The organism is Actinomadura formosensis NBRC 14204 (assembly GCF_001552155.1).
Lineage (GTDB): Bacteria > Actinomycetota > Actinomycetes > Streptosporangiales > Streptosporangiaceae > Spirillospora > Spirillospora formosensis.
Genome location: NZ_BCQQ01000068.1, coordinates 1 through 24,828, shown reverse-complemented (window position 1 = coordinate 24,828; position 24,828 = coordinate 1). Strand labels below are relative to the sequence as shown.

The 24,828-nt window shown below is 72.6% G+C and carries 18 protein-coding genes; 7 read left to right on the top strand and 11 right to left on the bottom strand.

Going from position 1 to position 24,828, the window contains the following annotated elements; translation table 11 throughout:
* Window positions 1-28 precede the first annotated feature (28 nt).
* From AF1_RS18680 to AF1_RS18635, 10 genes are all read right to left on the bottom strand, one after another.
* Window positions 29-1,633, bottom strand: a complete 1,605-nt coding sequence (locus AF1_RS18680) for an alpha/beta hydrolase (RefSeq protein WP_084263083.1) — start codon at window positions 1,631-1,633, stop codon at window positions 29-31.
* A 254-nt stretch (window positions 1,634-1,887) separates the two neighbouring features.
* Window positions 1,888-3,531 carry an alpha/beta hydrolase gene (locus AF1_RS18675; protein ID WP_067800513.1) on the bottom strand — a complete coding sequence of 548 codons (1,644 nt, stop codon included), beginning with the start codon at window positions 3,529-3,531 and terminating at the stop codon, window positions 1,888-1,890.
* Window positions 3,532-3,815: 284 nt separating this feature from the next.
* Complete coding sequence (ispG, locus tag AF1_RS18670; protein WP_407642210.1) at window positions 3,816-5,009, bottom strand: flavodoxin-dependent (E)-4-hydroxy-3-methylbut-2-enyl-diphosphate synthase; 1,194 nt, start codon at window positions 5,007-5,009, stop codon at window positions 3,816-3,818.
* A 116-nt stretch (window positions 5,010-5,125) separates the two neighbouring features.
* Entirely contained in the window at window positions 5,126-6,325 is a 1,200-nt protein-coding gene (locus AF1_RS18665) for a M50 family metallopeptidase (RefSeq protein ID WP_067800509.1), read from the bottom strand.
* Between the two features lie 37 nt (window positions 6,326-6,362).
* The gene (gene dxr, locus AF1_RS18660; protein WP_067800507.1) at window positions 6,363-7,601 is read right to left on the bottom strand and encodes a 1-deoxy-D-xylulose-5-phosphate reductoisomerase; all 1,239 of its coding nucleotides are present in this window, start codon (window positions 7,599-7,601) and stop codon (window positions 6,363-6,365) included.
* A 40-nt stretch (window positions 7,602-7,641) separates the two neighbouring features.
* Window positions 7,642-8,613: a sensor histidine kinase gene (locus AF1_RS18655; protein WP_067800504.1), complete on the bottom strand. Its 972-nt coding sequence runs from the start codon at window positions 8,611-8,613 to the stop codon at window positions 7,642-7,644.
* A gap of 730 nt (window positions 8,614-9,343) precedes the next feature.
* Window positions 9,344-10,579 (bottom strand): extracellular solute-binding protein, encoded by a 1,236-nt coding sequence (locus tag AF1_RS18650; protein ID WP_067800502.1) that lies wholly within the window; start codon window positions 10,577-10,579, stop codon window positions 9,344-9,346.
* Between the two features lie 469 nt (window positions 10,580-11,048).
* Window positions 11,049-11,414 carry a hypothetical protein gene (locus tag AF1_RS18645; protein ID WP_067800499.1) on the bottom strand — a complete coding sequence of 122 codons (366 nt, stop codon included), beginning with the start codon at window positions 11,412-11,414 and terminating at the stop codon, window positions 11,049-11,051.
* Between the two features lie 224 nt (window positions 11,415-11,638).
* Entirely contained in the window at window positions 11,639-13,138 is a 1,500-nt protein-coding gene (locus tag AF1_RS18640) for a CoA-acylating methylmalonate-semialdehyde dehydrogenase (protein ID WP_067800496.1), read from the bottom strand.
* Entirely contained in the window at window positions 13,135-14,439 is a 1,305-nt protein-coding gene (locus AF1_RS18635) for an aspartate aminotransferase family protein (protein WP_067800494.1), read from the bottom strand. The genes AF1_RS18640 and AF1_RS18635 overlap by 4 nt, the downstream gene beginning before the upstream one ends.
* Before the next feature lie 146 nt (window positions 14,440-14,585).
* On the opposite strand from AF1_RS18635, the gene AF1_RS18630 reads away from it, so the two are divergent.
* The 4 genes from AF1_RS18630 (at window position 14,586) to AF1_RS18615 (ending at window position 19,327) form a co-directional block, all read left to right on the top strand.
* Window positions 14,586-16,202, top strand: coding sequence for a PucR family transcriptional regulator (locus AF1_RS18630; RefSeq protein ID WP_067800491.1), 1,617 nt, complete (start codon window positions 14,586-14,588; stop codon window positions 16,200-16,202).
* 71 nt (window positions 16,203-16,273) lie between these two features.
* Entirely contained in the window at window positions 16,274-16,975 is a 702-nt protein-coding gene (locus AF1_RS18625; RefSeq protein ID WP_242608724.1) for a Uma2 family endonuclease, read from the top strand.
* A gap of 238 nt (window positions 16,976-17,213) precedes the next feature.
* Entirely contained in the window at window positions 17,214-18,344 is a 1,131-nt protein-coding gene (locus AF1_RS18620; RefSeq protein ID WP_067800488.1) for a carboxylate-amine ligase, read from the top strand.
* Between the two features lie 77 nt (window positions 18,345-18,421).
* Window positions 18,422-19,327, top strand: coding sequence for a lysophospholipid acyltransferase family protein (locus AF1_RS18615; RefSeq protein ID WP_084263081.1), 906 nt, complete (start codon window positions 18,422-18,424; stop codon window positions 19,325-19,327).
* Here AF1_RS18615 and AF1_RS18610 read toward each other — a convergent pair.
* Complete coding sequence (locus AF1_RS18610; RefSeq protein ID WP_067800485.1) at window positions 19,297-19,794, bottom strand: helix-turn-helix transcriptional regulator; 498 nt, start codon at window positions 19,792-19,794, stop codon at window positions 19,297-19,299. The two genes, AF1_RS18615 and AF1_RS18610, sit on opposite strands and share 31 nt — an antisense overlap.
* Before the next feature lie 232 nt (window positions 19,795-20,026).
* Here AF1_RS18610 and AF1_RS18605 point away from each other — a divergent pair, with 232 nt between their 5' ends.
* The 3 genes from AF1_RS18605 to AF1_RS18595 form a co-directional block, all read left to right on the top strand.
* Window positions 20,027-21,238: a hypothetical protein gene (locus tag AF1_RS18605; protein ID WP_084263080.1), complete on the top strand. Its 1,212-nt coding sequence runs from the start codon at window positions 20,027-20,029 to the stop codon at window positions 21,236-21,238.
* Window positions 21,235-23,673 (top strand): serine/threonine-protein kinase, encoded by a 2,439-nt coding sequence (locus AF1_RS18600; RefSeq protein ID WP_084263079.1) that lies wholly within the window; start codon window positions 21,235-21,237, stop codon window positions 23,671-23,673. Before AF1_RS18605 ends, AF1_RS18600 begins: the two co-directional genes overlap by 4 nt.
* Window positions 23,670-24,828: protein phosphatase 2C domain-containing protein (locus AF1_RS18595; RefSeq protein ID WP_067800477.1), on the top strand; the 1,159-nt coding region annotated here is incomplete at its 3' end. The genes AF1_RS18600 and AF1_RS18595, both read left to right, overlap by 4 nt.

Genomic DNA, 24,828 nt, shown 5'->3' with positions numbered 1-24,828 from the left:
CGCCACGGAACGGCGTGCTAGGGAAGTCCTACGGACGTCCGACCGGAAGGTCCTTGCCCGTGGTGGCGCGGGCGGCCTTCATCGTCATGCCCGTCGGGTCCGGGTCGTTCAGCGCCGGGACGGCCTTGCAGTAGGCGTCCGGGCCGCGGCGGCTCGCCGGCAGCGCGCCGGTGTCGAGGTACGCCGCGACCTTGTCGTCCAGGCACGCGTTGCCGTTGAGCGTGTTGGCGTGGGTCTTGCCGCCGACCTCGAACACCAGCCGCGAGGACGGGAAGACCTTGTGCATCTCCAGCCCGCCCACGACCGGCGTGGCCCCGTCCTCCGTGGACTGGACGAGCAGCATGCCCGGCAGGCCCTTGGCGCCCTTCAGCTTGAACGCGGGGCCGCCCTGGAAGGGCCAGAACGCGACCGGGGCGTTGAACCAGACATTGCCCCACGTCTCGAACTTGTAGCCCTGCCGGTAGAGCTCGGCCGCGTCGTGGTGCCACTTGCTCCAGTTGCGGGGCCAGCGGGCGTCCGCCGCCTGGACGGCGTTGTAGACGGCGAAGTCGTTGTCCTGGCCGCCGGTGTTGAGCCAGTCGAGCAGGCCGGACGGGTCCTTGGCGTTGACCCACGCCGAGAGCGCCTGCGCGAACGGGATGTAGTAGCCGGTGTTGTACCCGGCGCTGAGCACGATGTCGGTCAGCTCGGCCGGGCCGATCTTGCCGCCGATGGGGGACTTCCTGGCCCCGTCGAGCGCCTTGTAGTAGGTGGCGCGGACGGCCTTCTCGGACGTGCCGAGGTGGTAGATCGAGTCGTACTTGGCCATCCAGGCGAACCAGGCCCGGATGTTGTGCTCGAACGCCTTGTCCTGCTCCAGCTGGGCGTCGTACCAGACCGTCTTGGGGTTGACGTTGCCGTCCAGCACCATCCGCTGCACGCGGCCAGGGAAGAGCGTGGCGTAGGTGGCGCCGAAGTAGGTGCCGTAGGAGAAGCCGTACCAGCTGATCTTCTGCTGGCCGAGGGCCGCGCGGATCGAGTCGACGTCGCGGGCGGCGTCGGTGGTGCGCATGTGCGGCAGCATCCAGCCGAAGTTCTTCGCGCAGTCCTGCGCGTACTTCTTCGACTTGGCGATCCAGGCCCGCTCCTGCTTCGCCGAGCGCGGGACGTAGTCCGGCCGGATCGGGTCGTTGACGTTCGGGTCGCAGGTCAGCGCGGGCTTGCTGGACCCGACGCCGCGGGGGTCGAAGCCGATGATGTCGTACTTGGCCGCGACGTCCGCGTGGCCGACGCCGCCCATCCAGCGGGCGAGGGCCGGCGCGTAGCGCAGGCCGGAGCCGCCCGGGCCGCCGGGGTTCACGAACAGGACGCCCTGGTAGTTCTTCTCGTCGGTGTGCTTGAAGCGCGACACCGCGATGGAGATCTTGCGGCCGTTGGGCCGGCTGTAGTCGAGCGGCACCTCGACCTCGGCGCACTGCGCCTTGTTCATCGGGTCGTTCGGACCGCTGACCTCGCACTTGCCCCAGTCGATGCTCTGGGCCGCGACCGTGGCGGCGCCGGCCCGGCCGGCGTCCGCGCTCGCGGAGACGGCGGCCACGGTGCCGCCCCCCGCCGCCACGACCGCCGCGGTCGTGACGAGAACGATCTTCTTCACTAGACCCCCTCAGATCGGCGGCTCCGACGCCCCATTGGGCCGGAGAGGGGAGCCACGCCGATACAAACGGATGCGGATTGCGTGGAGATTGTGACGGTTATGTCGCTTATGACGGCAGAGCACTGGGTGACTGGATGCGAAATCGTGACAATTTCCGTGGAACTTCGTGATGTCGCGGCGCGTCCCGGGCCGGGACGCCGAAGGGCCCCGGGGATCGCTCCCCGGGGCCCTCAGGACAGGCCGTCCGGCGCCGGTCAGCGGATGACGTCCGCCTCCAGGCGCGCGGCGTCCGGCACCCGGGTGCCGCTCAGCGTCCGGGCGGACGCCTGCGACGGCGGGGTCGGGTCACCGAGCTGCGGGACGTGCACGGTGCGCTTCTCCGGCCGCTCTCCCCGCAGGAAGTACGCGTCGAAGTAGGCGTCGACCTCGGCGGAGCCGCGGTGCACGATGCAGTGCGTCCGGTCCCCGTCCTGGACGACCAGGCGCGAGCCCTTGAGCCGGCGCTGCATGTCCAGCGCGCCCTCGTACGGGGTGGCCGCGTCGGCGGTCGACTGGAACATCAGGATGTTGCGCGGCAGGTCACGGGTGTGGCCGATGTTCACCGGCTCGCCGGCCTTGGCGGGCCAGTACAGGCACGGGGCGTTGTACCAGGCGTTGCCCCACGTCTCGAACGGGTGCTTGCGGTTGATCCGCTCGTTGTCGCGCTGCCACTTGCTCCACTTCGTCGGCCACTGGACGTCGGTGCACTGCACGCCCAGGTAGACGGCGAAGCCGTTGTCGTCGGAGCCGCCGGTGGTCTGCGCGCCGAAGGTCTGCGCGAAGGTGGCGGTGTCGCCGGCCTTGTACGCCGACAGGGCGGCGGCGTAGCCGTGCCAGATGGCCCGGCTGCGGCGGTAGCCGGCGTTCAGGATCACGTCGGTCAGCTCGTCCGGCCCGACCGCGAGGGCCTGCCCGCTGTCCGGGTCGGTGTAGTAGACCGGCTTGTACTTGAGGTCGTGGCGCAGCTTGTAGAAGTAGTCGCGGACCTGCTTCTGGGTGGTGCCCAGGTGGTACACCGAGTCGTACTTCGCGATCCAGCCGAAGTAGTACTCGATGTTGATGTCGAACTGGACGTCCTGGTTCAGGTTGGCCTGGTACCAGGCGTCGGACGGGCCGACGTTGCCGTCCAGCACCATCTTGCCGACGTTCCGCGGGTACACGGTGGCGTAGGTGGAACCGAGGTAGGTCCCGTACGAGGCGCCGTAGTAGTCGAGCTTCTTGTTGCCGAGCGCCCGGCGGATCGACTCGATGTCGTTGACCGAGTCGATCGTCTTGATGTGGTTCAGCAGCCCGATCTTGTCTGCCTTGCCGCACGCCTCGGCGTAGTTCTTGGAGATCTTCAGCCAGGTGCTGACCGACTTGCGGTCACCCGTGCCGTAGTCGGGGCGCGGGGCGTTGGTGTAGTTCGGGTCACAGCTGAGGGCCGGGACGCTCATGCCGACGCCGCGCGGGTCGAACCCGATGACGTTGTAGGCCTCGCGCATCGGGGCGGAGTTCTGCGCGAACACGCGCGGCCCGAACAGCGCGCCGCCGCCGCCCGGTCCGCCCGGGTTGACGACGATGTCGCCCTTGGCCTCACCCTCGCCGGTGTGGGGCGTCTTGGTGAGCTGGAGGGTGATCTTCGTGCCGTTCGGCTTGGCGTAGTCGAGCGGCACCGACAGCTCGGCGCACTGCACGATCTTGGAGACCGGGTACAGGGCGTCGTAGAAGTCGTGCACCGTCTGGACGAAGTCCGCGGGGCAGGCGTGCCAGTTCAGCGCGGCGGGATTGAAGCCTCCGGCCGTTCCGGCGGAGGGGCCCGCGGCCTGCGCGCTTGTGGCGCCCAGACCGGTGAGACCGAGCCCGGCCACTGCGGCCATGACAACGATCCTCTTCACATATCCCCCTATCGTGCCGACTCCGTTGAGTCAGGCATCCGGGTAAACGACAGGAGATTGTGGCGTTTTCGGCGTGCGCCAGGACAGGGGCCCTCACAAGTGGATGCCGAATCGTGACAAGATCAGCGGAACTCTGTGACAACCCCGGACGTTCCGGTCCCGGAGCTGCAAAAAGGGCGCACCTTCACGCGACCTTTGCGCACACACGAAAAGGCCCCGGGTTCACACCCGGGGCCCTGTGCGCCATGGCGCAGGCTCGTCGCCGGTCAGCCGACCACGACGTCGGCCCCCGGCCCGCTCACCGAGCCGTCCTCGCCGATCTCGATGCCCATCTCCTCGGCGATGCGCATGGCCTCCTCGATCAGCGTCTCGACGATCTGCGCCTCCGGAACGGTCTTGACGACCTTCCCCTTGACGAAGATCTGGCCCTTGCCGTTGCCCGACGCCACCCCCAGATCGGCCTCCCGCGCCTCACCCGGACCGTTCACCACACAACCCATCACCGCCACCCGCAGCGGCACCGGGAAGTCCTTCAACCCCGCGGTGACCTGCTCGGCCAGCGTGTACACATCCACCTGCGCCCGCCCGCACGACGGACACGACACGATCTCCAGACCCCGCTCACGCAACCCCAGCGACTCCAGGATCGCGATACCGACCTTCACCTCCTCCACCGGCGGCGCCGACAACGACACCCGGACGGTGTCCCCGATCCCCTCGCTCAGCAGCGCACCGAACGCCACCGCCGACTTCACCGTCCCCTGGAACGCCGGCCCCGCCTCGGTCACCCCCAGATGCAGCGGATAATCACACGCCGCCGCCAGCCGCCGGTACGCCTCGATCATCACCACCGGATCGTTGTGCTTGACCGAGATCTTGATGTCGCCGAAACCGTGCTCCTCGAACAGCGAGCACTCCCACAGCGCCGACTCCACCAGCGCCTCGGGAGTGGCCCTGCCGTGCTTTTCCAGCAACCGCCTGTCCAGCGACCCGGCGTTCACCCCGATCCGGATCGGCACCCCCGCATCCGAAGCCGCCCGCGCGATCTCCCCCACCCTGTCATCGAACTTCTTGATGTTGCCGGGATTGACCCGCACCGCCGCACAACCCGCCTCGATCGCCGCGAACACGTACTTGGGCTGGAAGTGGATGTCGGCGATGACCGGGATCGGAGACTTGCGCGCGATCGCCGGCAACGCGTCGGCGTCGTCCTGCGACGGCACCGCCACCCGCACGATCTGACACCCCGCCGCGGTCAACTCCGCGATCTGCTGCAGCGTGGCGTTCACATCGGCGGTCAGCGTCGTGGTCATCGACTGCACCGACACCGGCGCATCACCCCCGACCGGAACGTTCCCGACCATGATCCGCCGGGACGCGCGGCGGGGCACGCTCAGCCCCTGCGCCCTCTGCTCGTCGTCGTCCCCGCGGACACCCGGCATTCCCAGTGAAACGCTCATCCCTCTCCTCTTACTCGCGGCCCCGGTACAAAGCCTAAGCGCCACGGGCGGCCGTCTTGACGGCACCCGGTGACGAAGACCGGGACCATACGACTCCATTGCGCGAACATCGCGCGTCATCCCGGTAGCCGGAGCGGGTTGAACAGGTCGGCGAGGATCAGCAGCACCCCGAACCCCACGAGCAACAGGACCACCAGGTACGTCAGCGGTAGCAGCTTGGTCATGTCGACCGTGCCCGGATCCGGCCGTCCCCGGATCCGGTTGACGCCCGCGCGCAGCCGCTCGTACGCGACCACGGCGAGGTGCCCCCCGTCCAGCGGAAGCAGGGGCAGGACGTTGACCGCGCCCAGGAAGATGTTCACCGACACGACCAGCGACAGGTACAGGGCGAGCTTGTCCCGGGCGGAACTCTGGGACGAGAAGATCTGCCCGGACACCTCGGTCGCGCCGACCACGCTGCCGACCTGGCCGCCGGGCGTGCTCTCCCGGGCGGGTGAGAACAGCTTCGGTACCGCGGACGGCAGGTCCGCCGCGACCTTGCCGATGCCCTGGATCGTCCGGCCGATGCCGCGCGCGGCGAACGCCGCCGCGTCCAGCGGCCCGGCCCGGTCGTAGCCGCCGCCGACGACCTTCGCGGAGATGCCGATGAACGGCCGCCCCTCCACGTCCGCGAGCGTGACCGGCAGCGTGACCTGCCCGCCCGTACCCGGCCGCTGGACGACCACTTTCACCGTCTCACCCGGCTTCGTCTTGTCGATCGCCCCGGTGAGCTGGTCCCAGCCGGAGATCGGCGTGCCGTTGAACACGACGACGCGGTCACCGGCCCGCAGCCCCGCCCGCGTCGCCGGGGAGGGCGGACGGTCACCGCCGCAGCCGCCCCGCAGCCCGGCCGGCACGCAGGTCGTGACCTTGTCGACCGTGTTGGTCACCGTGCCGGGCCGCGGCTCGCCGACGGTCATGGCCATCACCATGAGCAGCACGAACGCGAACACGAAGTTGGCGACGACACCCGACCCGATGACGACCGCGCGACGGCCGGCGGGCTGCCGGTAGAACGCGCGATCCCGGTCCGCCGGATCGATCTTCTCCAGCGGGGTATAGCCGACGATCTTGACGAAGCCGCCGAGCGGGATCGCCTTCACCCCGTACTCGGTCTCACCCCGGCGCATCGACCACAGGGTCGGCCCGAAACCCACGAAGTACTGCGTGGCCTTCATCCCGAACCGCTTGGCGGTGAGCAGGTGGCCGCCCTCGTGCAGCATCACCGACGCGAGCAGCGCGATGACGAACGCCACCGCGCCCAGGAAGAAGGCCATCCAGGTCCCCTTGGGCTCGATCCCGGGGTGCCCGGGGTCAGTCGGTTCCGGTCAGTTCCCTGCTCCTGGCCCGCGCCCACCCGTCGGCCGCGAGGACGTCGTCCACCGTCAGCTCCCCGGGCGTACCCGAACCGTGCTCCTGCACCACCCGCGCGACCGTGTCGACGATCCCGAGGAACGGGAGCCGTCCCGCGCGGAACGCGTCCACACATTCCTCGTTCGCGGCGTTGTAAACGGCCGGGACGGTCCCGCCCAGCTCACCGGCGTGCCGCGCCAGCGCGACGGCGGGGAACGCCGCGTCGTCGAGCGGGAACAGCTCCCACGTGTGGGCCTTGGTCCAGTCGAGGCCGGGGGCCGCGTCCGGGACCCGGCCCGGCCAGTCGATGCCGAGCGCGATCGGCAGCCGCATGTCGGGCGGGCTGGTCTGCGCGAGCGTGGAGCCGTCGACGAACTCGACCATCGAGTGGATGACCGACTGCGGGTGCACCATGACCTCGATCCGGTCCATCGGGACGTCGAACAGCAGATGCGCCTCGATGACCTCCAGCCCCTTGTTGACCAGGGTCGCGGAGTTGATGGTGATGACGGGCCCCATGTCCCACGTCGGATGGTTCAGCGCCTGCTCGGGCGTGACACCGGACAGCTCGGCGCGGCTCCGGCCGCGGAACGGGCCGCCGCTCGCGGTCAGCACGAGCCGCCGCACCTCCTCGGCGCGGCCGCCGCGCAGGCACTGGGCCAGCGCCGAATGCTCGGAGTCCACCGGGACGATCTGCCCCGGCCGTGCCCGCTCCTTGACGAGCGGGCCGCCGACGATCAGCGACTCCTTGTTGGCGAGGGCGAGGGTCCGCCCGGCGTCCAGTGCGGCCAGCGTCGAGGCCAGGCCGAGCGCGCCGGTCACCCCGTTCAGGACCACGTCGCACTGCCAGGCGGCGACCTCGGCGACCGCGTCCGGACCCGCGACGATCTTCGGGATGGCGTAGTCGCCGGAGGCGTAGCCGCGCCGCTTGGCCTCGGCGTAGAAGGCGAGCTGGAGCTCCTGCGCGGCGGACGCCTTCGCCACCGCGACGATCTCGGGCCGGAACTCCAGCGCCTGCTCGGCCAGCAGGCCGACCCGGCCGCCGCCGGCGGCGAGCCCGGTCACCCGGAACCGGCCGGGGTTGCGGCGGATCACCTCCAGCGCCTGGGTGCCGATCGAACCGGTGGAGCCGAGGACGACCACCTCACGGGCGGACGCGTCGTGGTGAGAGGGAGAGTTCACCGCTCCATTGTCGGTCATCGGCCCGCCCGGCCTCCCCTCGTGGCCGCGGTCCGCCGGGTCAGCGCGCAAGGGGAAGGCGGAGGACGAGGCGGGCGCCGTAGGGGCCGTCGGCGATGTAGAGGCGTCCGCCGTGGGCCACGGCGATCTGCCGCGCGATCGGGAGGCCGAGGCCGCTGCCGCCCTTGTCGCGGCTGCGGGCCGAGTCGAGGCGGGCGAAGCGCTCGAAGACGCGCTCGCGGTCGGCGGGTGGGATGCCGGGGCCGTCGTCGTACACCTCGACCACGGCCTCGCCGTCCTCGGCGCGCACCGCGACCTCGATCCGCGCGGCGGCGTAGCGCTGGGCGTTGGCGAGCAGGTTGACCAGGACGCGGCCGAGCCGCACCCCGCTGCCCGTGACCATGACGCCCGTCTCCGCCTTGACGCTCACCGGGATGGGCGGCAGCTGCCGGGCCACCTCCCTCTCCACCAGGGCCCCGAGATCCAGCCGCTCGCCGGCCGGCGGGTCGCCGGAGTCGAGCCGGGCGAGGACGAGGAGGTCGTCGACGATCTGGTGCAGGCGCTCGGCGTCGCCCAGGGCGCGCCTCAGGTTGTCGACGAGGTCGCTGTCGGCGGGGTCGTCCAGGAGGGCCAGCTCGATGCGGGTGCGCAGGCCGGTCAGCGGCGTGCGCAGCTCGTGCGAGGCGCCGGCGATGAACGCGCGCCGCTGCTCGGCCGCGTTCTCCAGCCGGCCGAGCAGCTCGTTGACGCGGCCGGCCAGCTGCTCGGCGCCGTCCCCGGCGGGCGGGACGCCGACGCGGCGGCTCAGATCGGTGTCACCGAGCTCCGCCATCTCCGCCTGGAGCCGGTCGACCGGCTCCAGCGCCCGCGCGACCGCGTGCCGGACGCCCCAGGAGGCGAGCGCGACGGCGACCACGCAGAGCACGGCCGTGACGAGCAGGAGCACACCGGTGTGCTGGACTCCGGCGAGCAGGTGGAGCACGGCGGCCGCCACGACCACCGCGGCCACCAGCAGGGAACCGAGCGCGCTCACCGCGGCCGGTGTCCCGCGAGCCCGTGCGGAGCGGGGCCTGTGCGGCCGGACGTGCGGAGAACCGACGTTCCGTGCCGACATGTCTCCTTTGTACGCACAACACCGCCAAAGCACTGCAAAGCACCCAGCCCGTGGTCGCATAACCCTGGTCTGCAAAGCCCCTGGTCGAGGCGGTTGCGGCAGTCGCGGTGGCCGAGGAGCCGGCTAGGGCCGCCCCCCGGTGATCAGGCGGCCGACATGACAGCCTTTGCCGCCCTTTTCACTTTTGGTAACGGTGACAACACCCGGCCCCACCTATAAAGGAGTCACGTGAAGCGACTCCCTCCAGGGGGATGGGAATGGGCCAGACGGGCGAGCCGGTCGTGGACCCGGGCGGGCTGGGCACGGCCCGGTTCCCGGGTGACGCGTGCGTCGTCCGCCGCAAGAAGTGGCCCCGGCCGCGCGTCCGCGCCGGCCGCCTGCCGGACTCGTCCGGGGTGTTCGCGTGCGCCGACTGCGCACCCGCCCCGCCGGTACCCCGCCTACGGCGGGGCCTCGGGGAGTCGCGCACGGACGCCGGCGGGCCGGTCGGGGGGCCGGCGCCGGCGAGGGCGGCGGGCCCGACTCCCGCCGCCGTGGAGGTCTCTCCAGGGAGAGGGGTGACCCGGGCATTCGGGGGGAAGCCCGGGACCACCCGGCAGGCGCGCCCGGCTGGGGGCGGCCGGGCGCGCCGGAGAGACCTCCCAGGCCGTCAGGGCTTCGCCTTCGGCTGCCCGCCCGCCTGCGGATGCGTCGCCTCGATCCAGGTCCTCGTCCACTCCGCGTAATCGGTGCAGTCGTTCTTCTTCGACTCGCCGCCGCACGCCTTCGCCGGCGCGTGCGCGAAGATGATCTTGTTAATGTAGTCGCGGTCGCCGACGTGGTAAGCGGCGCAGAAGCCGGACCTCAGCCGGTCGCCCGAGCACGCCTGCGGGTTCGCGGGCGCCACACCGGTCCACTCGGCGACCTGCTGCTGGACGTCCGGCGACGCGGTCCACTGCAACCACTGGTACATGCAGTTCGGGTGCTGGACGCGGGCGCCGATCATCCACGCGTCCAGCCAGCCGGTCACGCCCTCGGACGGGATGACGCCCCGGACGGCCCGGCCCGCGCGGGTCAGCACGTCCACCTGGTAGGGCCACGCCTGGCCGAGCACGGCCCGCTGCCCCGCGAACGCGCTGATCGCGTCGGCGGGCAGGTCCCAGTACTCGCCGACGTAGGGGCGCTGCTTCGCCAGCACGCGCCCGGCGGCGGCGAGCTGCTTCGGCGTCAGCGAGTACGGGTCGCGGATCTTGAGCTTGCGCTCCCGGCCCTTCAGGTAGAGCGCGGCCTCGGCGATGGCGAGCGGGCTGTCCCGCATGATCAGCTTCCCGGAGTACCGGCGGGCCTGCCCGGGCTCGAAGATGGCGGCCCAGCTCGCCGGCGGCGGGACCGTCCGGGTGTCGAACATGAGCAGGTTGGAACCCCATACGTACGGGATGCCGTAGTGCTTGCCCTCGCGCTCCAGCAGCCCGCGGAGTTTCGGCTCCAGCTTCTTGTAGCCGTCCACGAGGTCGGTGTTGACGGGGGCGACCTGCTTCTCGGTGACCAGCCGCCCGGCGACCTCGGGCGGCGCGGCGACGCCGTCGTAGCGGCGGTCCCGGTCGCGCATGAGGTCGGCCATCTCCTCGGGCGTCTTGACGACCTTGAGGCCGACCTTGCAGCCGGTGCGCTCCTGGAACGGGGTGACCCAGTCGACGCGCGGGTCGGTGTCGCCGCTCTCGATGGAGCCGGGGAGGGTGAGGAGGTTGAGCATCCCCTCACCGGGGCCGAGGGTGCTCGCCACCTTGGCGACGCCGGCGGGCACGTCCGCGTCCTCGCTGCAGGCGGCGAGGCCCGCCGCGGCGAGCGCCGCGGCCGCCACCAGGGCCGCCGCCGCCTTGACCCGTGCCGTGGCCGTCCACCGCATGTCGCTCCCGATCCGTGCCCAGGGCCCTCCTCCTCGTGAACGGGCCCGTCGGCGCAGCGTAGCGTCTCCGGCGCGGCCGGGCGGCCCGCACCCGCCCGGAGCCGGTTTCCCGCGGAGCGTCCACACCGCCATTCCCGCCGTCCGGGCGGGCGGGCGCGATTCAATCGACGGTCTCCGGGAATTTTTCCTCCGGCAGACGACGCAGCGGCGGCCAATTACCGAAGAACGGCCCCCGGGCCCGCCCGCGCAATCTTTCTTGAAGGTAAGAACCCCATGACCATTGCCCCACCATTTCCTGAGACTTTACGGCCGGGTCGTCAACGGAGAAACCGCCGGGGCCCCGGGGGACGGCGGGTGCTGGCGTCCGCGCCATACACGGAGGTTGCTGGAGAGGGATATGGCGCGGGCTGCCGTCCTGCCCGGGACCGCGGCGGCACCGGCGGGCGTGGCGAGGGTGGGGAACAGCGGATCATCCTGCGGTGCTGCCCGGCCACGCGATCACCGGTCCCCGGCCGAACGGCGGCGGTGTGACGCCCTCGAGACGGAGGAGGTTCGAGGGACGCCGCGCGTCCTGCCGGGTGTCGCGGGACGGCCGCGCGGGGCCGTCACCCGAAGCCGGCCCATCGGCCGGCGGCCGCCTCGGGGCGGCGTGCTTGACCACCTCGATCCGTGCGATGAGCCGCTGCGGGGTGTCGGCCTCGACGAGGTCGCCCACATCGCGGCCCTTGGGCGGCAGGGCCCACCAATGGCCGGTGAACAGGCCGAACCAAATGGTCCAGCCCGGAAATCGCCTTCCGAGCGCGTCCACCTCTGCGGCGTGGTCGCCTGCGGCCATAGCGCGACTCCCTGACTGCGCACCCTGACTTTCAATTTCGCCTCAATTAATTGAGACAGTGAGATTGTGTCGCCCGGCACAGAGCCCGTCAATGGGTGCCGTCACTATTTCCGCGCGACGAAAATTGACGACCAAGAACGGCGGTGGTGGGAAATTCCCAAACAAAGCCGGCGACCCGGGCATACGGCCGGCAGCCTGGGGCCGCCGGCCGTATGTCCGCTTTGTCAGCCGTTGGTGGGGAAGCCGAGGTTCACACCGCCGTGGCTGGGATCAAGCCAGCGCGCGGTGACGGCCTTGGTGCGGGTATAGAAGTGGACGCCCTCCATGCCATGGGCGTGGCTGTCGCCGAACAGCGAGTCCTTCCAGCCGCCGAACGAGTAGTACGCCATCGGCACCGGGATCGGCACGTTCACCCCGACCATGCCGACCTCCACCTCGTTCTGGAAGCGACGCGCCGCCCCGCCGTCGTTGGTGAAGATCGCGGTGCCGTTGCCGTACGGGTTGGCGGCGATCAGCTCCATGCCCGCCTCGTAGGAGCCGGCGCGCACGACCGACAGCACCGGGCCGAAGATCTCGTCCTTATAGGCGTCCATCTCGGGGGTGACGTGGTCGAGGACGGTCGGGCCGAGCCAGAATCCGCCGCCCGCGCCGCCGAGGACGTCCGGGTCGCGTCCGTCGATCGCGAGGGTGGCGCCCTGCGCGACGCCGCCGTCCAGGTAGGACGCGACCTTGTCGCGGTGCGCCCGCGTGACGAGCGGGCCCATCTCCGACTCGGGGTGGTCACCCGGACCGACCTTGAGCCTGGCGACCCGCTCGCGGATCTTGGCCATCAGCTCGTCCCCGACCGGGTCGACGGCCACGACGACGGAGATCGCCATGCACCGCTCCCCCGCCGAGCCGAATCCCGCCGACACGGCGGCGTCCGCGGCGAGGTCGAGGTCGGCGTCCGGCAGCACCAGCATGTGGTTCTTGGCACCGCCGAGCGCCTGCACCCGCTTGCCGTTCGCCGCCGCCGTCGCGTAGATGTACCGCGCGATCGGCGTGGAGCCGACGAAGCTGACGGCCTTGACGTCGGGGTGGTGCAGCAGCCCGTCCACCGCGGCCTTGTCGCCGTGGACGACGTTGAACACCCCGTCCGGCAGGCCGGCCTCGGCCCACAGCTCCGCCAGCCGGACCGACGCGGACGGGTCCTTCTCCGACGGCTTGAGGACGAACGTGTTCCCGCACGCGATCGCCACCGGGAACATCCACATCGGCACCATCACCGGGAAGTTGAACGGGGTGATCCCGGCGGTCACGCCGAGCGGCTGCAGGATCGAGTAGGCGTCCACCCGCGTGGACACGTTCTCCGAGAACCCGCCCTTGAGCAGGTGCGGGATGCCGCAGGCGAACTCGGCGACCTCCAGGCCGCGGGCCACCTCGCCGGCCGCGTCCGAGATCACCTTGCCGTGCTCGGCGGAGATGAGCCGCGCGAGCTCGTCCCGGTGCGCGCTGACCAGCTCGCGGTACCGGAACAGCACCTTGGCGCGCTGCGAGAGCGAGGCGTCCCGCCAGCCGGGGAACGCGGCCTTCGCCGCGGCCACCGCCGCGTCGACCTCGGCCCGGCCGGCGAAGTCGACCGTCCCGGCGAGCCGCCCCGACGCGGGCTCGTAGACGTCGCCGCGCCGCGCCGCCTCCCCGTCGAACGGCTTGCCGCCGATCCAGTGCGTGACGTGCCGGCTCATGCGGCTTCCCCGTTCACCGTCTCAAGAGATGCGATCAGGATGCCGAGCCCCTCCGCGGCCTCGGCGTCGGTCAGGGTCATCGGCGGCGCCATGCGCACCACGTTGCCGTCCAGGCCGCCCTTGCCGATCAGCAGCCCCCGCTCGCGGGCCGCCTCCATCACCGCGGCGGCGAGCGGCGGGCTCGGCTCACCGGTGCCCGGATCGGCCAGCTCGACCGCGAACATCAGGCCCTTGCCGCGGACGTCCTTCACCACCGGCAGCCGCCCGGCGGCACCGCGCAGGCCGCCGATGATCTTCGCGCCCTGCTTCGCCGCGTTGGCCTGCAGGTCGTGGTCCAGGACGTAGTCGAGCGTCGCGTTCGCGGCGGCCATCGAGACCGGGTTGCCGCCGAACGTGGAGATCCCGAGCGCGGGCAGCGCGTCCATCAGGTCGCCGCGCGCGACGACGCCGCCGACCGCGAAGCCGTTCCCGAGCCCCTTGGCGAACGTCATCATGTCCGGGGTCACACCGTGGTTCTGGATGCCCCAGAAGCCCTGGCCCGTCCGTCCCCAGCCGGTCTGGACCTCATCGGAGATGAGCAGGATGCCGGACTCGTCCAGGACGCTCTTGTACGCGGCGAACAGCCCGTCCGGAGGCATCGTGAAGCCGCCGACGCCCTGGATCGGCTCGGCGATGAGCGCGGCGACGTCGGGACCGGTCGCGGTGGCGAGCACGTGCCGCAGGTCCTGCGCGCACGCGTCGATGTACTGCTCGTCGGACATGCCGGCGAACTGCGGGAGGTGCCGGTCGGCGCCGTGCAGGAAGTGGACGTCCAGCGGCGAGAACGACAGGTTCGTCCAGGCCCGGTTGCCGGTGACGCCCGCCGCGGCGAACGACCGGCCGTGGTAGCTCTGCCGCATCGCCAGGACCTGGTCGCTGCGCCGCGCGTACGCGGCCAGCAGCAGCGCCGTCTCGTTCGCCTCCGTGCCGGAGTTGGCGAAGAAGACCTTCGCGTCCGGGATGCCGGACAGCCGGGCGATCTTCTCGGCCAGCTCGATCTGCCCGCGCAGCAGGTACGCGGTGGAGGTGTGCACGACCCCGGTGGCGAGCTGCCGCTCCACCGCGTCGCGCACCTCGGGGACGTCGTAGCCGAGCATGTTCGTGAGGATGCCCGTGAAGAAGTCGAGGTAGACGTTCCCCTCGGCGTCGGTCACGCGGGCGCCCTTGCCGCCGACGATCTCGATGGGGTCCGTGTAGTTGAGCGCCATCCACGACGGCATGACCGCCCTGTGGCGCCGGAGCAGGTTCGCGTGTTCCGACATGACTCAAGTCTCGGCCGCCCGGACGGCCCGGGCCACCCGCAGAGTGTCACGACCGGGCGCCTCCCGTTAACGGTCTGCTGGCGGCTGACCTCCTGCAACGACGCGATCAGCACCGCCGGCACCGCGTCCGGATATCATCGCGAGCAATGCTGCCCACTGTCGACGACGTCCTCCAGCTCGACGCGGTCCGCCGCGGCCAGCCGCACGTCGTCGCGGGCGCGGACCGCACCGGCAACCGCGTCCGCTGGGTGCACGTCGCCGAGGTCACCGACATCGCGCACCTGCTGCACGGCGGTGAGCTCGTCCTGACGACCGGGATCGCGCTGCCGGACGAGCCGGAGCGGCTGCGCGCCTACATCGCCGACCTCGCCGAGGTCGGGGTCAGCGGGCTGATGATCGAGCTGGGCCGGCGCTACGCCAGCGTCCTGCCGTCCGCGTTGACCACCGCCGCCGAGGACCACGGCCTCCCGGTGATCGTCCTCGCGCACGAGCCCGCGTTCGTGGACATCACCGAATCCGTGCACGCGCGGATCGTGCAGGACCAGTTCGCCGAGCTGCGCGCGTCCGAGCGGCTCCACGAGATCTTCACGCAGCTGTCGGTCGAGGGCGCCTCCACCGACGAGGTCGTCCGGCAGGTCGCCGCGCTCGGCGGGCATCCCGTCGTGCTGGAGAACCTCGCGCACCAGGTCCTCGCCGCCGACGCCGGCGGCGCCGACCCGGCGGAGCTGCTGTCGGCGTGGGAGACCCGCTCGCGCGCCGTCCGGCCGGGCCGCCGCACCGGCTACGACCCGACCTCCGGCTGGCTGGTGACCATGGTCGGCGCGCGCGGCGAGGACTGGGGCCGGCTGATCATCGTCCTCGGCTCGCCGCCGTCACCGCGCGACACCGTGCTGATCGAGCGGGCCGCCACCACCCTCGCCCTCGGCCGGCTGCTGGACCGGCACGCCGAAAGCGTCGAGCGCCAGGCGCACGGGACGATCATCGCCCGCATCCTCGCGCACGCCTACTCCGACCCGCAGGAGGCCGCGGCCCGCGCCCGCGCGCTCGGCGTGCCGCTGTCCGGGCGGCGGCTGCTCGGCGTGGTGCTCCGGCATCGCGGGCCCGGCACGGCGGCGCCGCCGGTCGGCGAGCTGTCCGCGCTCGCCGAGACGGCCGCCGCGGCCTGCAAGGACGCCCGCCTCGCGGCGCTCGTCGGGGTGCTGGACGAGGGCGGACCGCACGCCCGCGTCGGCGTGCTCGCCTCGCTGCCCGCCCGCGCCGACGCGGAGACGGCGCTCACCGAGGTCGCCACCCGCATCCGCAACCAGTCCGGCGGCACCGTCATGGCCGCCGGGTCGGTGGTGGAGACGATCCAGGACGTCCGGCGGTCGTTCCTGGAGGCCGAGCAGGTCGCCGACGTCGCCGCCCGCGGTTCCGGCGCCCGGCTGTTCTACCGGCTCCCCGACCTGCGCCTTCGCGGGCTTCTCCATCTGCTGCGCGACGACGCCCGCGTCCAGACGTTCGTCGAGCGCGAGCTGGGGCCGCTGCTGGAGTACGACGCCCAGCGGGGCAGCGACCTGACCCGCATCCTGGAGCTGTATCTGGAGTCGGGGCGCAACAAGGCCGTCGCCGCCCAGCAGGCCCACCTTTCCCGTCCCGCCTTCTATGAACGCCTGCGCCGTATAGAACGCGTCCTCGACGCCGATCTCGACGACGTGGAGTCCTGCGTCTCGTTCCACGTCGCGCTGCTGGCGTTGAGCTCCGTCCGCTGGGAACGCCCCTGACCGGCTTACGATCCGTGACTTAGCCAATACGGAACCGGCTCAGTTGGTAGGCTCGCCTAGGGCAAGACGAAGTGGCTGAGAACCCGTTCGCCTGGGAGGACACCATGAGGGCACTGCCAGTGGACGACATGCCAGACCCTGAGCGGGCGCCTTACGTCCAGCACTCCACGGACAACGGCCAGGCGGAAGAGCACCGCCATGACCCGCCCGTGCCCGGGTGGCTCCTTCCTCCGCCGGAGGGCTTCAAGGCAGAAGATCTCGACCACCTTCCGCAATTGCCATCTCACGCAGAGTTGATCGATGGCAGCATCATCCTCGTGAGCCCCCAAGCCGACTTCCACATGCTGACGGTCTCGCTCCTTGAGAGCGCCCTGCGTCGGCAGCTACCCGATGGCCTGCGTGTTCGTCGAGAGATGACGGTCACGTTGGCCGATCGCCAGCGGCCGGAGCCCGACGTCCTCGTCCTGGATGCCAAGGGCATCACCGGACGGGACCAAACTTCATACGAGCCCGAGTACGTCCTCCTCGCCATCGAGGTCGTCTCGCAAGAATCCGCGATACGAGACAGAGAACGCAAGCCGCAACTCTACGCCGAGGCCGGCATTCCTCACTTCTGGCGCGTGGAGAACACCGGCGGGCGCCCCATGGTCTGTGTCTTCGAGCTTGACGTGGCCACCAAGACCTATGTCGCGACCGGCGTTCACCACGACCGGCTCAAGCTCACGGTGCCGTTCGACATCGACATCGATCTGACGGAGATCGACCGGCTCTGACCTTCTGAAGCAGGTCGGCCGGGCTCATGATCAGCAAGGTCGGCCCCTGCTCCACCTCGTCCGCTGCCAGGAGACGGGGACACCGCTCGCCGGGTGGCTCAGCGAAACAGGCAACGTCCACGTCCAGCTTTCGGCCAAGCGCTCGATCGCGGACGGGCGCGTTGCGGGCACGGCCCTTCGACCGGGACGATTCCCGTCCCGGACGCACATCGGTGCACTCACGGGGAAGGACACCCTCGTGACCGTTCACACAGGTCCGCGCACGTTCGGGGTGGAGGAGGAGCTCCTCCTCGTCGACCCGGCGAACGGCGCCCCGCAGGCGGTGTCCGGATCCGTCATCCGTTACGCGCAGTGCCATGACGAAGTGTTCCTGGCGGGCGGCGGGCGGTCGAAACCGCTGGAGACCGAGTTCCAGCGCGAGCAGTTGGAAACGGCCACCCCCGTCTGCACGTCGCTCGGCGAACTGTCCGACCACATCCGGTCCGCGCGGCTGGCGGCGGCCCAGTCGGCGGCGGGGGTCGGTACCGCCGTGGCCGCGCTCGCCACGTCCCCGGCGTGTGTCCGCCCATCGCTCACCCCGTCGCACCGCTACCTGCGGATGGCGGACGCCTACGGGCGCACCGCCGACGAGCAGCTCACCTGCGGCTGCCACGTGCACGTCGGCATCGAGTCCCCGGACGAGGGCGTCGCCGTCCTGGACCGCATCCGGCCGTGGCTGCCGCCGCTGCTCGCGCTCAGTGCGAACTCGCCGTTCTGGCAGGGCGCCGACACCGGCTACGACAGCTGGCGGCACCAGGTGTGGAGCCGCTGGCCGTCCAGCGGCCCGACCGAGCTGTTCGGTTCGGCGAAGGCGTACCGGGCGACGGTCGAGGCGCTGCTCGCGACCGGCGCGCTCCTCGACCAGGGCATGATCTACTTCGACGCCCGGCTGTCCCGGCGCTACCCGACCGTGGAGATCCGGGTGCCGGACGTGTGCCTGGACGCCGACGACGCCGTGCTGATGGCCGCGTTCGTCCGGGCGCTGGTCGACACCGCCGCCGGGGCCTGGCACGCCGGGGAGCCGCCCGACCGGGTGCGGACCGACCTGATACGGCTGGCGATGTGGCGGGCCGGCCGCTCCGGGCTGCGCGACGACCTCGTCCACCCGTGCACCCGCCGCGCCGCCCCCGCCCGCCTGGTCGTCACCGCGCTGCTCGACCACCTCTCCCCCGCACTCGAACGGTCGGGCGACCTCGAATCGGTCACCCTCCTTCTGCGCCGCCTCCTCGAACGCGGCAACGGCGCCCGGTTCCAGCGCGCCGCCTACACCCGGACCCACGACATCAAGGCCGTCGTGGCCGGCGCCGTCGAGTGCACGGTGGCGGTCTGACGGGCGCCGGCCCCGCCCGTGAACCGCACGCAGATCTCATGGCGGAGGCATGACCGGTCCCCGTTTACGCTGCGTACATGGCCTCCCCCATCGACTGGACCCCACCGCCCGAGCACCTGATCCGCGCGGCGGACATGGCGCTCGAACCGTGGCGCGCGTGGACGTCGCCCGTCTTCCACGGGCTGGAGAACGTCCCCCGGCGGGGGCCCGCGCTCCTCTCGGGCAACCACACCGTCTACGGGATCGTCGACGCACCGCTGATCTTCTTCGAGATCCACCGCCGCCACGGCGTCTGGGTCCGCTCGATGGCCGACCACCTGCACTGGCAACTGCCCGGCTGGCGGTCGCTGATGACCATGGGCGGTTCCGTCGACGGCACCCGCGCCAACTGCCGCGCCCTCCTGCGGGCCGGGCAGATCGTCGTCGTGTTCCCCGGCGGCGCCCGGGAGGCCACCCGCGCCCGCCACGACCGGTACCGGCTGCAGTGGGACGGCCGGCTCGGCTTCGCCCGGCTCGCCGTGGAGGCGGGCTGCCCGATCGTCCCGTTCGGGTCGGTCGGCGTGGAGGAGATGTTCACCCCGCTCCTGGAGTCCGACAGCCGCCTTCTCGCCCCCGCCCGGGCGCTGGGACGTGTGGTGATGGGTGAACGCGGCAAGCGCGACGACCTGCTGCCGCCGGTCTCGCGCGGCCTCGGTCTCACGCCGATCCCGCGTCCCGAGCGCCTCTACTTCGGCTTCGGCGAGCCGATCGACACCACGCCTTGGGCGGGCCACGCGGACGACGACGCGGCGATGTCGGAGGTGCGCGACCTGGTCCGCAAGTCCGTCCAGGACATCATCGACGTCCTCCGTGCCGAACAGGCCGCCGACCCGTTGCGCACCCCGCTGCGGCGCCTGGCCCACGGCGCGGGCGAACACGTCGGCCGCACCGTGGGCCGTCTGCTGCGCGGCGGTCAGCCCGCCTTCCGCTGGAACGGGAGGTAGCGCTCGGCGCGGCGGGGACGGGCGCGCAGCCCGGTGGACTCGACGGCGAGGATGCGGTCGAAGCGGAAGGCGCGGATGCCGCGCCGCATGCGGCACCAGCCGACGAGGTACCAGTGGTCGCGGTGGACGAGGCAGGTGACGGGTTCTACCTCGCGGATGGTGACGTTGGCGCCGGCGTCACCGTAGCAGAGCCGGACGACGCGGTGGTCGGTGATGGCGGCGGCGATCACGCGGGCGCGGTCGGACGTGGCGGTGTCGAGCGGCGTGGTGAGGGTGGCGAGGGTGGTGGTGACGACGTCGTCGTGGGGGGCGGCGTCGAGGAGGGTGTGCAGGGCACGGCGGGCTGTCGTGGCCTGCGGGCCGGTGCCGAGGTGCGCGAGGGAGAGCGCGAGGGCGGCGATCTCGGCCGCGGTGAGCGGGGCCGGCTCGGTGGGCGCGGTCTGGAGGTGCGTCACAACGTTCGCCATACTTCGATGATACGTTCGAACACCGACATTTTGCAGGCCCGAGGCGCGGCCGGATCGCGTCGCGTGACGCAGGGCGCGGACGCCGGGGACCGGTGATCGCTCCGCGGTTGAGAAGGCGGCCGTGCATGCGGAACACTGAGGCCCCGAAACGTGCTCCATCCGGGGGAATCAGGGGCGGACATGGGCCAAGCGTGGACCGGCGTTGAGTGACGCGCGCGTGGGCGGCCCCCCGATGAGCCGTGAGGAGGCCGACCGGGCGCTGGCACGGCTCCAGGACGAGAAGGAGCGCATCGGCGGCGCGCTGCTCGAACTGGAGGCCCACCAGGGGTACCAGTTACTGGACGGAGCGGTACTCGATGGGGAGACGCGGCGCGTACAGTCCGACGTGCGGTCCCGCACGACGTCCCTCTGGACGCTGTTCGACCTGTACGGGCGCGCGGTCGACGCGGCCGCCGGCCTGCGGGCCCGCCACCCCAGGCCCGGGCAGGCGCAGCTCGTGGAGCTGACCCGGCTGCTCACCGGCCCGTCGGTGGAGCTGCCCGTCACCGAGGTCCCGCTGGAGCGGCGGACGCTGCTGGCCGTCCCGTCCGGCGAGCGGCTCACGCTGCGGGCGGCGGTCGACCGGATGACGGCGCTGTACGAGGGGGTCGCCCGGTCGGTCGCGGCACTGGACACGGTCTGGTCGACGCTGCTGTCCCGGCTCGCGGAGGTGGAGGCCGAGCGGCGGGCCGCCGGGGAACTGCTCGAATCCCTCGGCGGGACGGACCCGGAGTTCGAACGTCTCCGCGACGAGCTGGAGGCCGTCGCGGCCGCCGTGCGCGGCGACCCGCTGGCCCTCGCGCGGGACGGCCGTGCCGACACCGCGCGGCTGGACGCGGTCCTCACCGGCCTCGCCGGGGTGCGCCGGCGGCTGGCGGAGGCGGAGCGGCTGCGCGACGGGTTCGCCGACAGGATCCGCGGTGTCGGCGCCGTCCTGGACCTGCTGCGCGAGGCGGAGGCGGAGGCGCGCGCGGTCCGGGACGAGGTGCTCGCCAAGATCGCCTCCCCGGTGCTGCCCGAGCTGCCCGAGCGGTCGGCGAGCCTCGCCGACCGGCTCGCCGCGGTCGGCGGGGCCGGCGCGCCGGCGCGCCGCGGCTGGCACGATCTGGCCGAACGGGTCGCCGGCCTGGAACGCGCCGCCGCCACGGCGCTGGAGCAGGCCCGCGAGACCGCGGGCGTGATCCGCGGGCTGCTGGACCGCCGCGAGGAACTGCGCGGCCGGCTGGCGGCCTACCGGGTGAAGGCCGCCCGGCTCGGCCACGCCGAGGACGCCGAACTGGCCCGGATCTACGAGCAGGCCCGCGAGCTGCTGTGGACCTCCCCTTGCGACCTGCGGCGCGCGACCGTGACGCTGTCGGAGTACCAGCGGGCCATCATGTCGCGGACGAAGGGAGCGGAACGATGAGCCAGTGCGCCGAGCCGGGCTGCGGCGGAACCGTCGACGGCGGCTACTGCGTCCTATGCGGCGTGGCAGCCTCGCCCGGTACCGCGGCACCGTCCGCGCCTGACGCGTGCATGCAGCCGGGCTGCGGCGGGACGATCTCGGACGGCTACTGCGACATCTGCGGCAGCCCCCCGGCGAGCATCGCACCGGGCACCGCGCCGGGCGTGCCGGCGCCGCGTCCGCCCGCCGAGCAGCCGGACGACGGATGCGGGCAGGCCGGCTGCCCCGGGACGGTCATGGACGGCTACTGCGACGTCTGCGGCTCGCCGCCCGCGCACACCTCCCGCGTCGCGTCGGCCGCCACGACCGGCAGCACCCCGACCGGCAGCACCCGGACGGGCAGCACCCGCACCGGGTCGTCGCGCTCGTCCGGCCGCCGCGGCATGCTCGGCGCCGGTCTGGTCGAGGTGCCGCGCGTCCCCTACCGGGACCCCGCCGGCGCGGTGATGAGCGACCCGCAGGTCGCCGAGGCCAAGCGGTTCTGCAGCAGTTGCGGCGAGCCCGTCGGCCGGGGCCGCGGCGACCGGCCCGGCCGGACCGAGGGCTTCTGCCCCAAGTGCGGTGCCCGGTTCTCCTTCACCCCGAAGCTCAGCCCGGGCGACCTGGTCGGCGGGCAGTACGGCGTGCTGGGCTGCCTCGCCCACGGCGGCCTCGGCTGGATCTACCTGGCCAAGGACCGCAACGTCAGCGATCGCTGGGTGGTGCTGAAGGGCCTGCTGGACAGCGGGGACGCCGACGCCATGGCCGCGGCGGCGGCCGAGCGCGCCTACCTCGCCGAGGTCGAGCACCCCAACATCGTCAAGATCTACAACTTCGTCCAGCACGGCGGCGACGGCTACATCGTCATGGAGTACGTCGGCGGGGAGTCGCTGAAGGACATCCTGCTCCGCCAGCCGCAGCCGCCCGGCGAGAAGCACCTGCCGCTCGCGCAGGCCATCGCCTACGGGCTGGAGGTGCTGCGGGCGTTCGAGTACCTGCACGCGCAGGGCCTGGTGTACTGCGACTTCAAGCCGGACAACGTGATCCAGTCCGAGGAGCAGCTGCGGCTGATCGACCTCGGCGGCGTCCGCCGGCTGGCCGACCCCGACGGCGCCATCTACGGCACGGTCGGCTACCAGGCGCCGGAGATCGCCGCCGACGGGCCGTCCGTCTCCTCCGACCTGTACACGGTCGGCCGCGCGCTGGCCGTGCTGAGCTTCCCGTTCCGCGGCTACACCAGGACGTTCGTCGACTCGCTGCCGCCGCGCTCGGACGTCCCGGTCCTGCGGCGGTTCGAGTCCTACGACCGGTTCCTGCGCCGCGCGACGCACCGTGACCCGGCGCAGCGGTTCCAGGACGCGGCGGAGATGGCCGAGCAGCTCACCGGCGTGCTGCGCGAGGTGCTCGCCGCCGGGGACGGCACGCCGCGTCCCGCCCCGTCCGGGCTGTTCGGCCCGGAGCGGTTCACCACGCGGACGGGCGAGGCGGCCGGCGAGCAGGCGCTGCCGCCCGTCCCGCCGGAGGCGGCCGCGGCGGCGCTGCCGGTGCCGCTGGTGGACGGCACCGACCCCGCCGCCGGGTTCGTGTCCGGGCTGTCCGCGCTGGAGCCCGCGCAGGCCGCGGAGGCGGCGGCGAGCGCGCCGGCGCGCACCCCGGAGGTCCGGCTGGCGCTCGCCCGCATCAAGATCGAGCTGGGCGCGGCCGAGGAGGTGGACCGGCTGCTCGACGAGCTCGCCACCGAACGTCCCGGCGACTGGCGGATCGGCTGGTACCGCGCGGTCGCACTGCTGGCGCGGGGCCGCGTGGCCGACGCCGAGCCGCTCTTCGACCGGCTGTACGGGCTGCTGCCCGGCGAGCCGGCGCCCAGGCTGGGGCTCGCCTACTGCCGGGAGTCCACGGCGCCGGCCGAGGCGATCCGCCTGTACGAGACGGTGTGGCGCACCGACCAGAACTACATCAACGCGGCGTTCGGCCTGGCCCGTGTGCATCTCGCGGCGGGTGACCGGGGCGCGGCCGTCGCCGCGCTCGACTCGGTGCCGAAGATCTCCATCCGGTACGTGCCCGCGCAGGTGGCGGCGGTGGCGACCGCGGTGCGCGGCCGTCCGCCCGCGGAACTGACGGCCGCCGAGCTGGTCGCCGCCGGTGACCGGCTCGCCGCCCTGGACCTGGACGCCGAGCGCCGCGACCGGCTCGCCGCCGAGGTGCTGGAGGCCGCGCTCGACTGGCTCCTCGGCGGGTCCGCCGCGGCGGGCGGCACGCAGGGCGGGTCGCTGCTCGGCGCGCCGCTCACCGAGACCTCGCTGCGCCGCCTGCTGGAGGCGACGTACCGGGAGCTGGCGCGCCGCACCCGTGACCGGGACGAGTGCCGCCGGCTCGTCGACTCCGCCAACGCCGTACGCCCGAGGACGCTGCTGTGACCGACGACCAGACCGGCACCGACCACGCCGGAACCGACCAGGCGGCCGCCGACCGCACCACCGCCGATCACATCAAGGCGGCCGAACTCTCCTGTCCCGCCTGCGGCGAGCTCGTGTACCCGGAGGAGGTCTTCTGCGAGGAGTGCGGGCACCGCCTCACCGACGCGCCGTCCGCGGCCTCGTCCGGGGCGGGCCGCCCGGACGAGGCGATCGAGCAGGAGCCGCCGTCCGCGCGGCAGCGGGCGGCGGCGCGGCCGTGCACCGGCTGTGGCGGGGCCGCGATCGACGCGGACGGCTACTGCGAGCGCTGCGGGCTGCGCCAGCCCGCCGAACGCGACCACGTCGAGATCGAGCTGCCCGCCCCCGGCGGTGCCGGCGGCCGGCCGGTGGTGGCGGCGGGCGCCAGCGACCGCGGCCGCCGCTACAGCCGCAACGAGGACGCGCTCGCCCTCACCGCCCACGCCACCGGGATCGCGGCCGTGGTGTCCGACGGCGTCGGATCGTCGCAGCGTCCCGAGCAGGCGTCCCGCGCGGCCGCCGACGTCGGCGCCGCCGAGCTGGCGGCGCGGCTCGACGCCGGTGAGGACCCCGAGGACGCCACCCGGCACGCCGCGCTGGCGGCGGCGGCGGCCGTCGCCGCGCTGGCCACGTCCCCGTCCGACGCACCGTCGTGCACGTACGTGTCCGCGGTGACGCGCGGCGGGGCCGTCACCGTCGGCTGGGTCGGCGACAGCCGCGCCTACTGGCTGTCCGCGGACGGCGCGGCCGGCCCCGGCGAGAACGGGGCATCGGGCCCGGCGGCCGACGAGACCGGCGCGGGCGCCGCCGAGGTCAGCACCGGCGACATGGCCGAGCTGGGCCCGTCCCGCCGGCTCACCGAGGACGACTCGTGGGCCGCGTTCATGGTCGCCGAGGGCTCGCTGACCGAGGCGGAGGCGGAGGCGCACCCGAACGCGCACGTCATCACCGCGTGGCTGGGCGTGGACGCCGGGGAGGTCCGCCCGCACGTCGCGACGTTCCGGCCCGCGGGCCCCGGCACGCTGCTGGTCTGCAGCGACGGCCTGTGGAACTACTTCCCGGCGGCCGGCGACCTGGCGGCGCTGCTGGCCGGCGGTCCGGGCGGCGCCGGGACCGGGCCCGACCCGGCGGCCGACC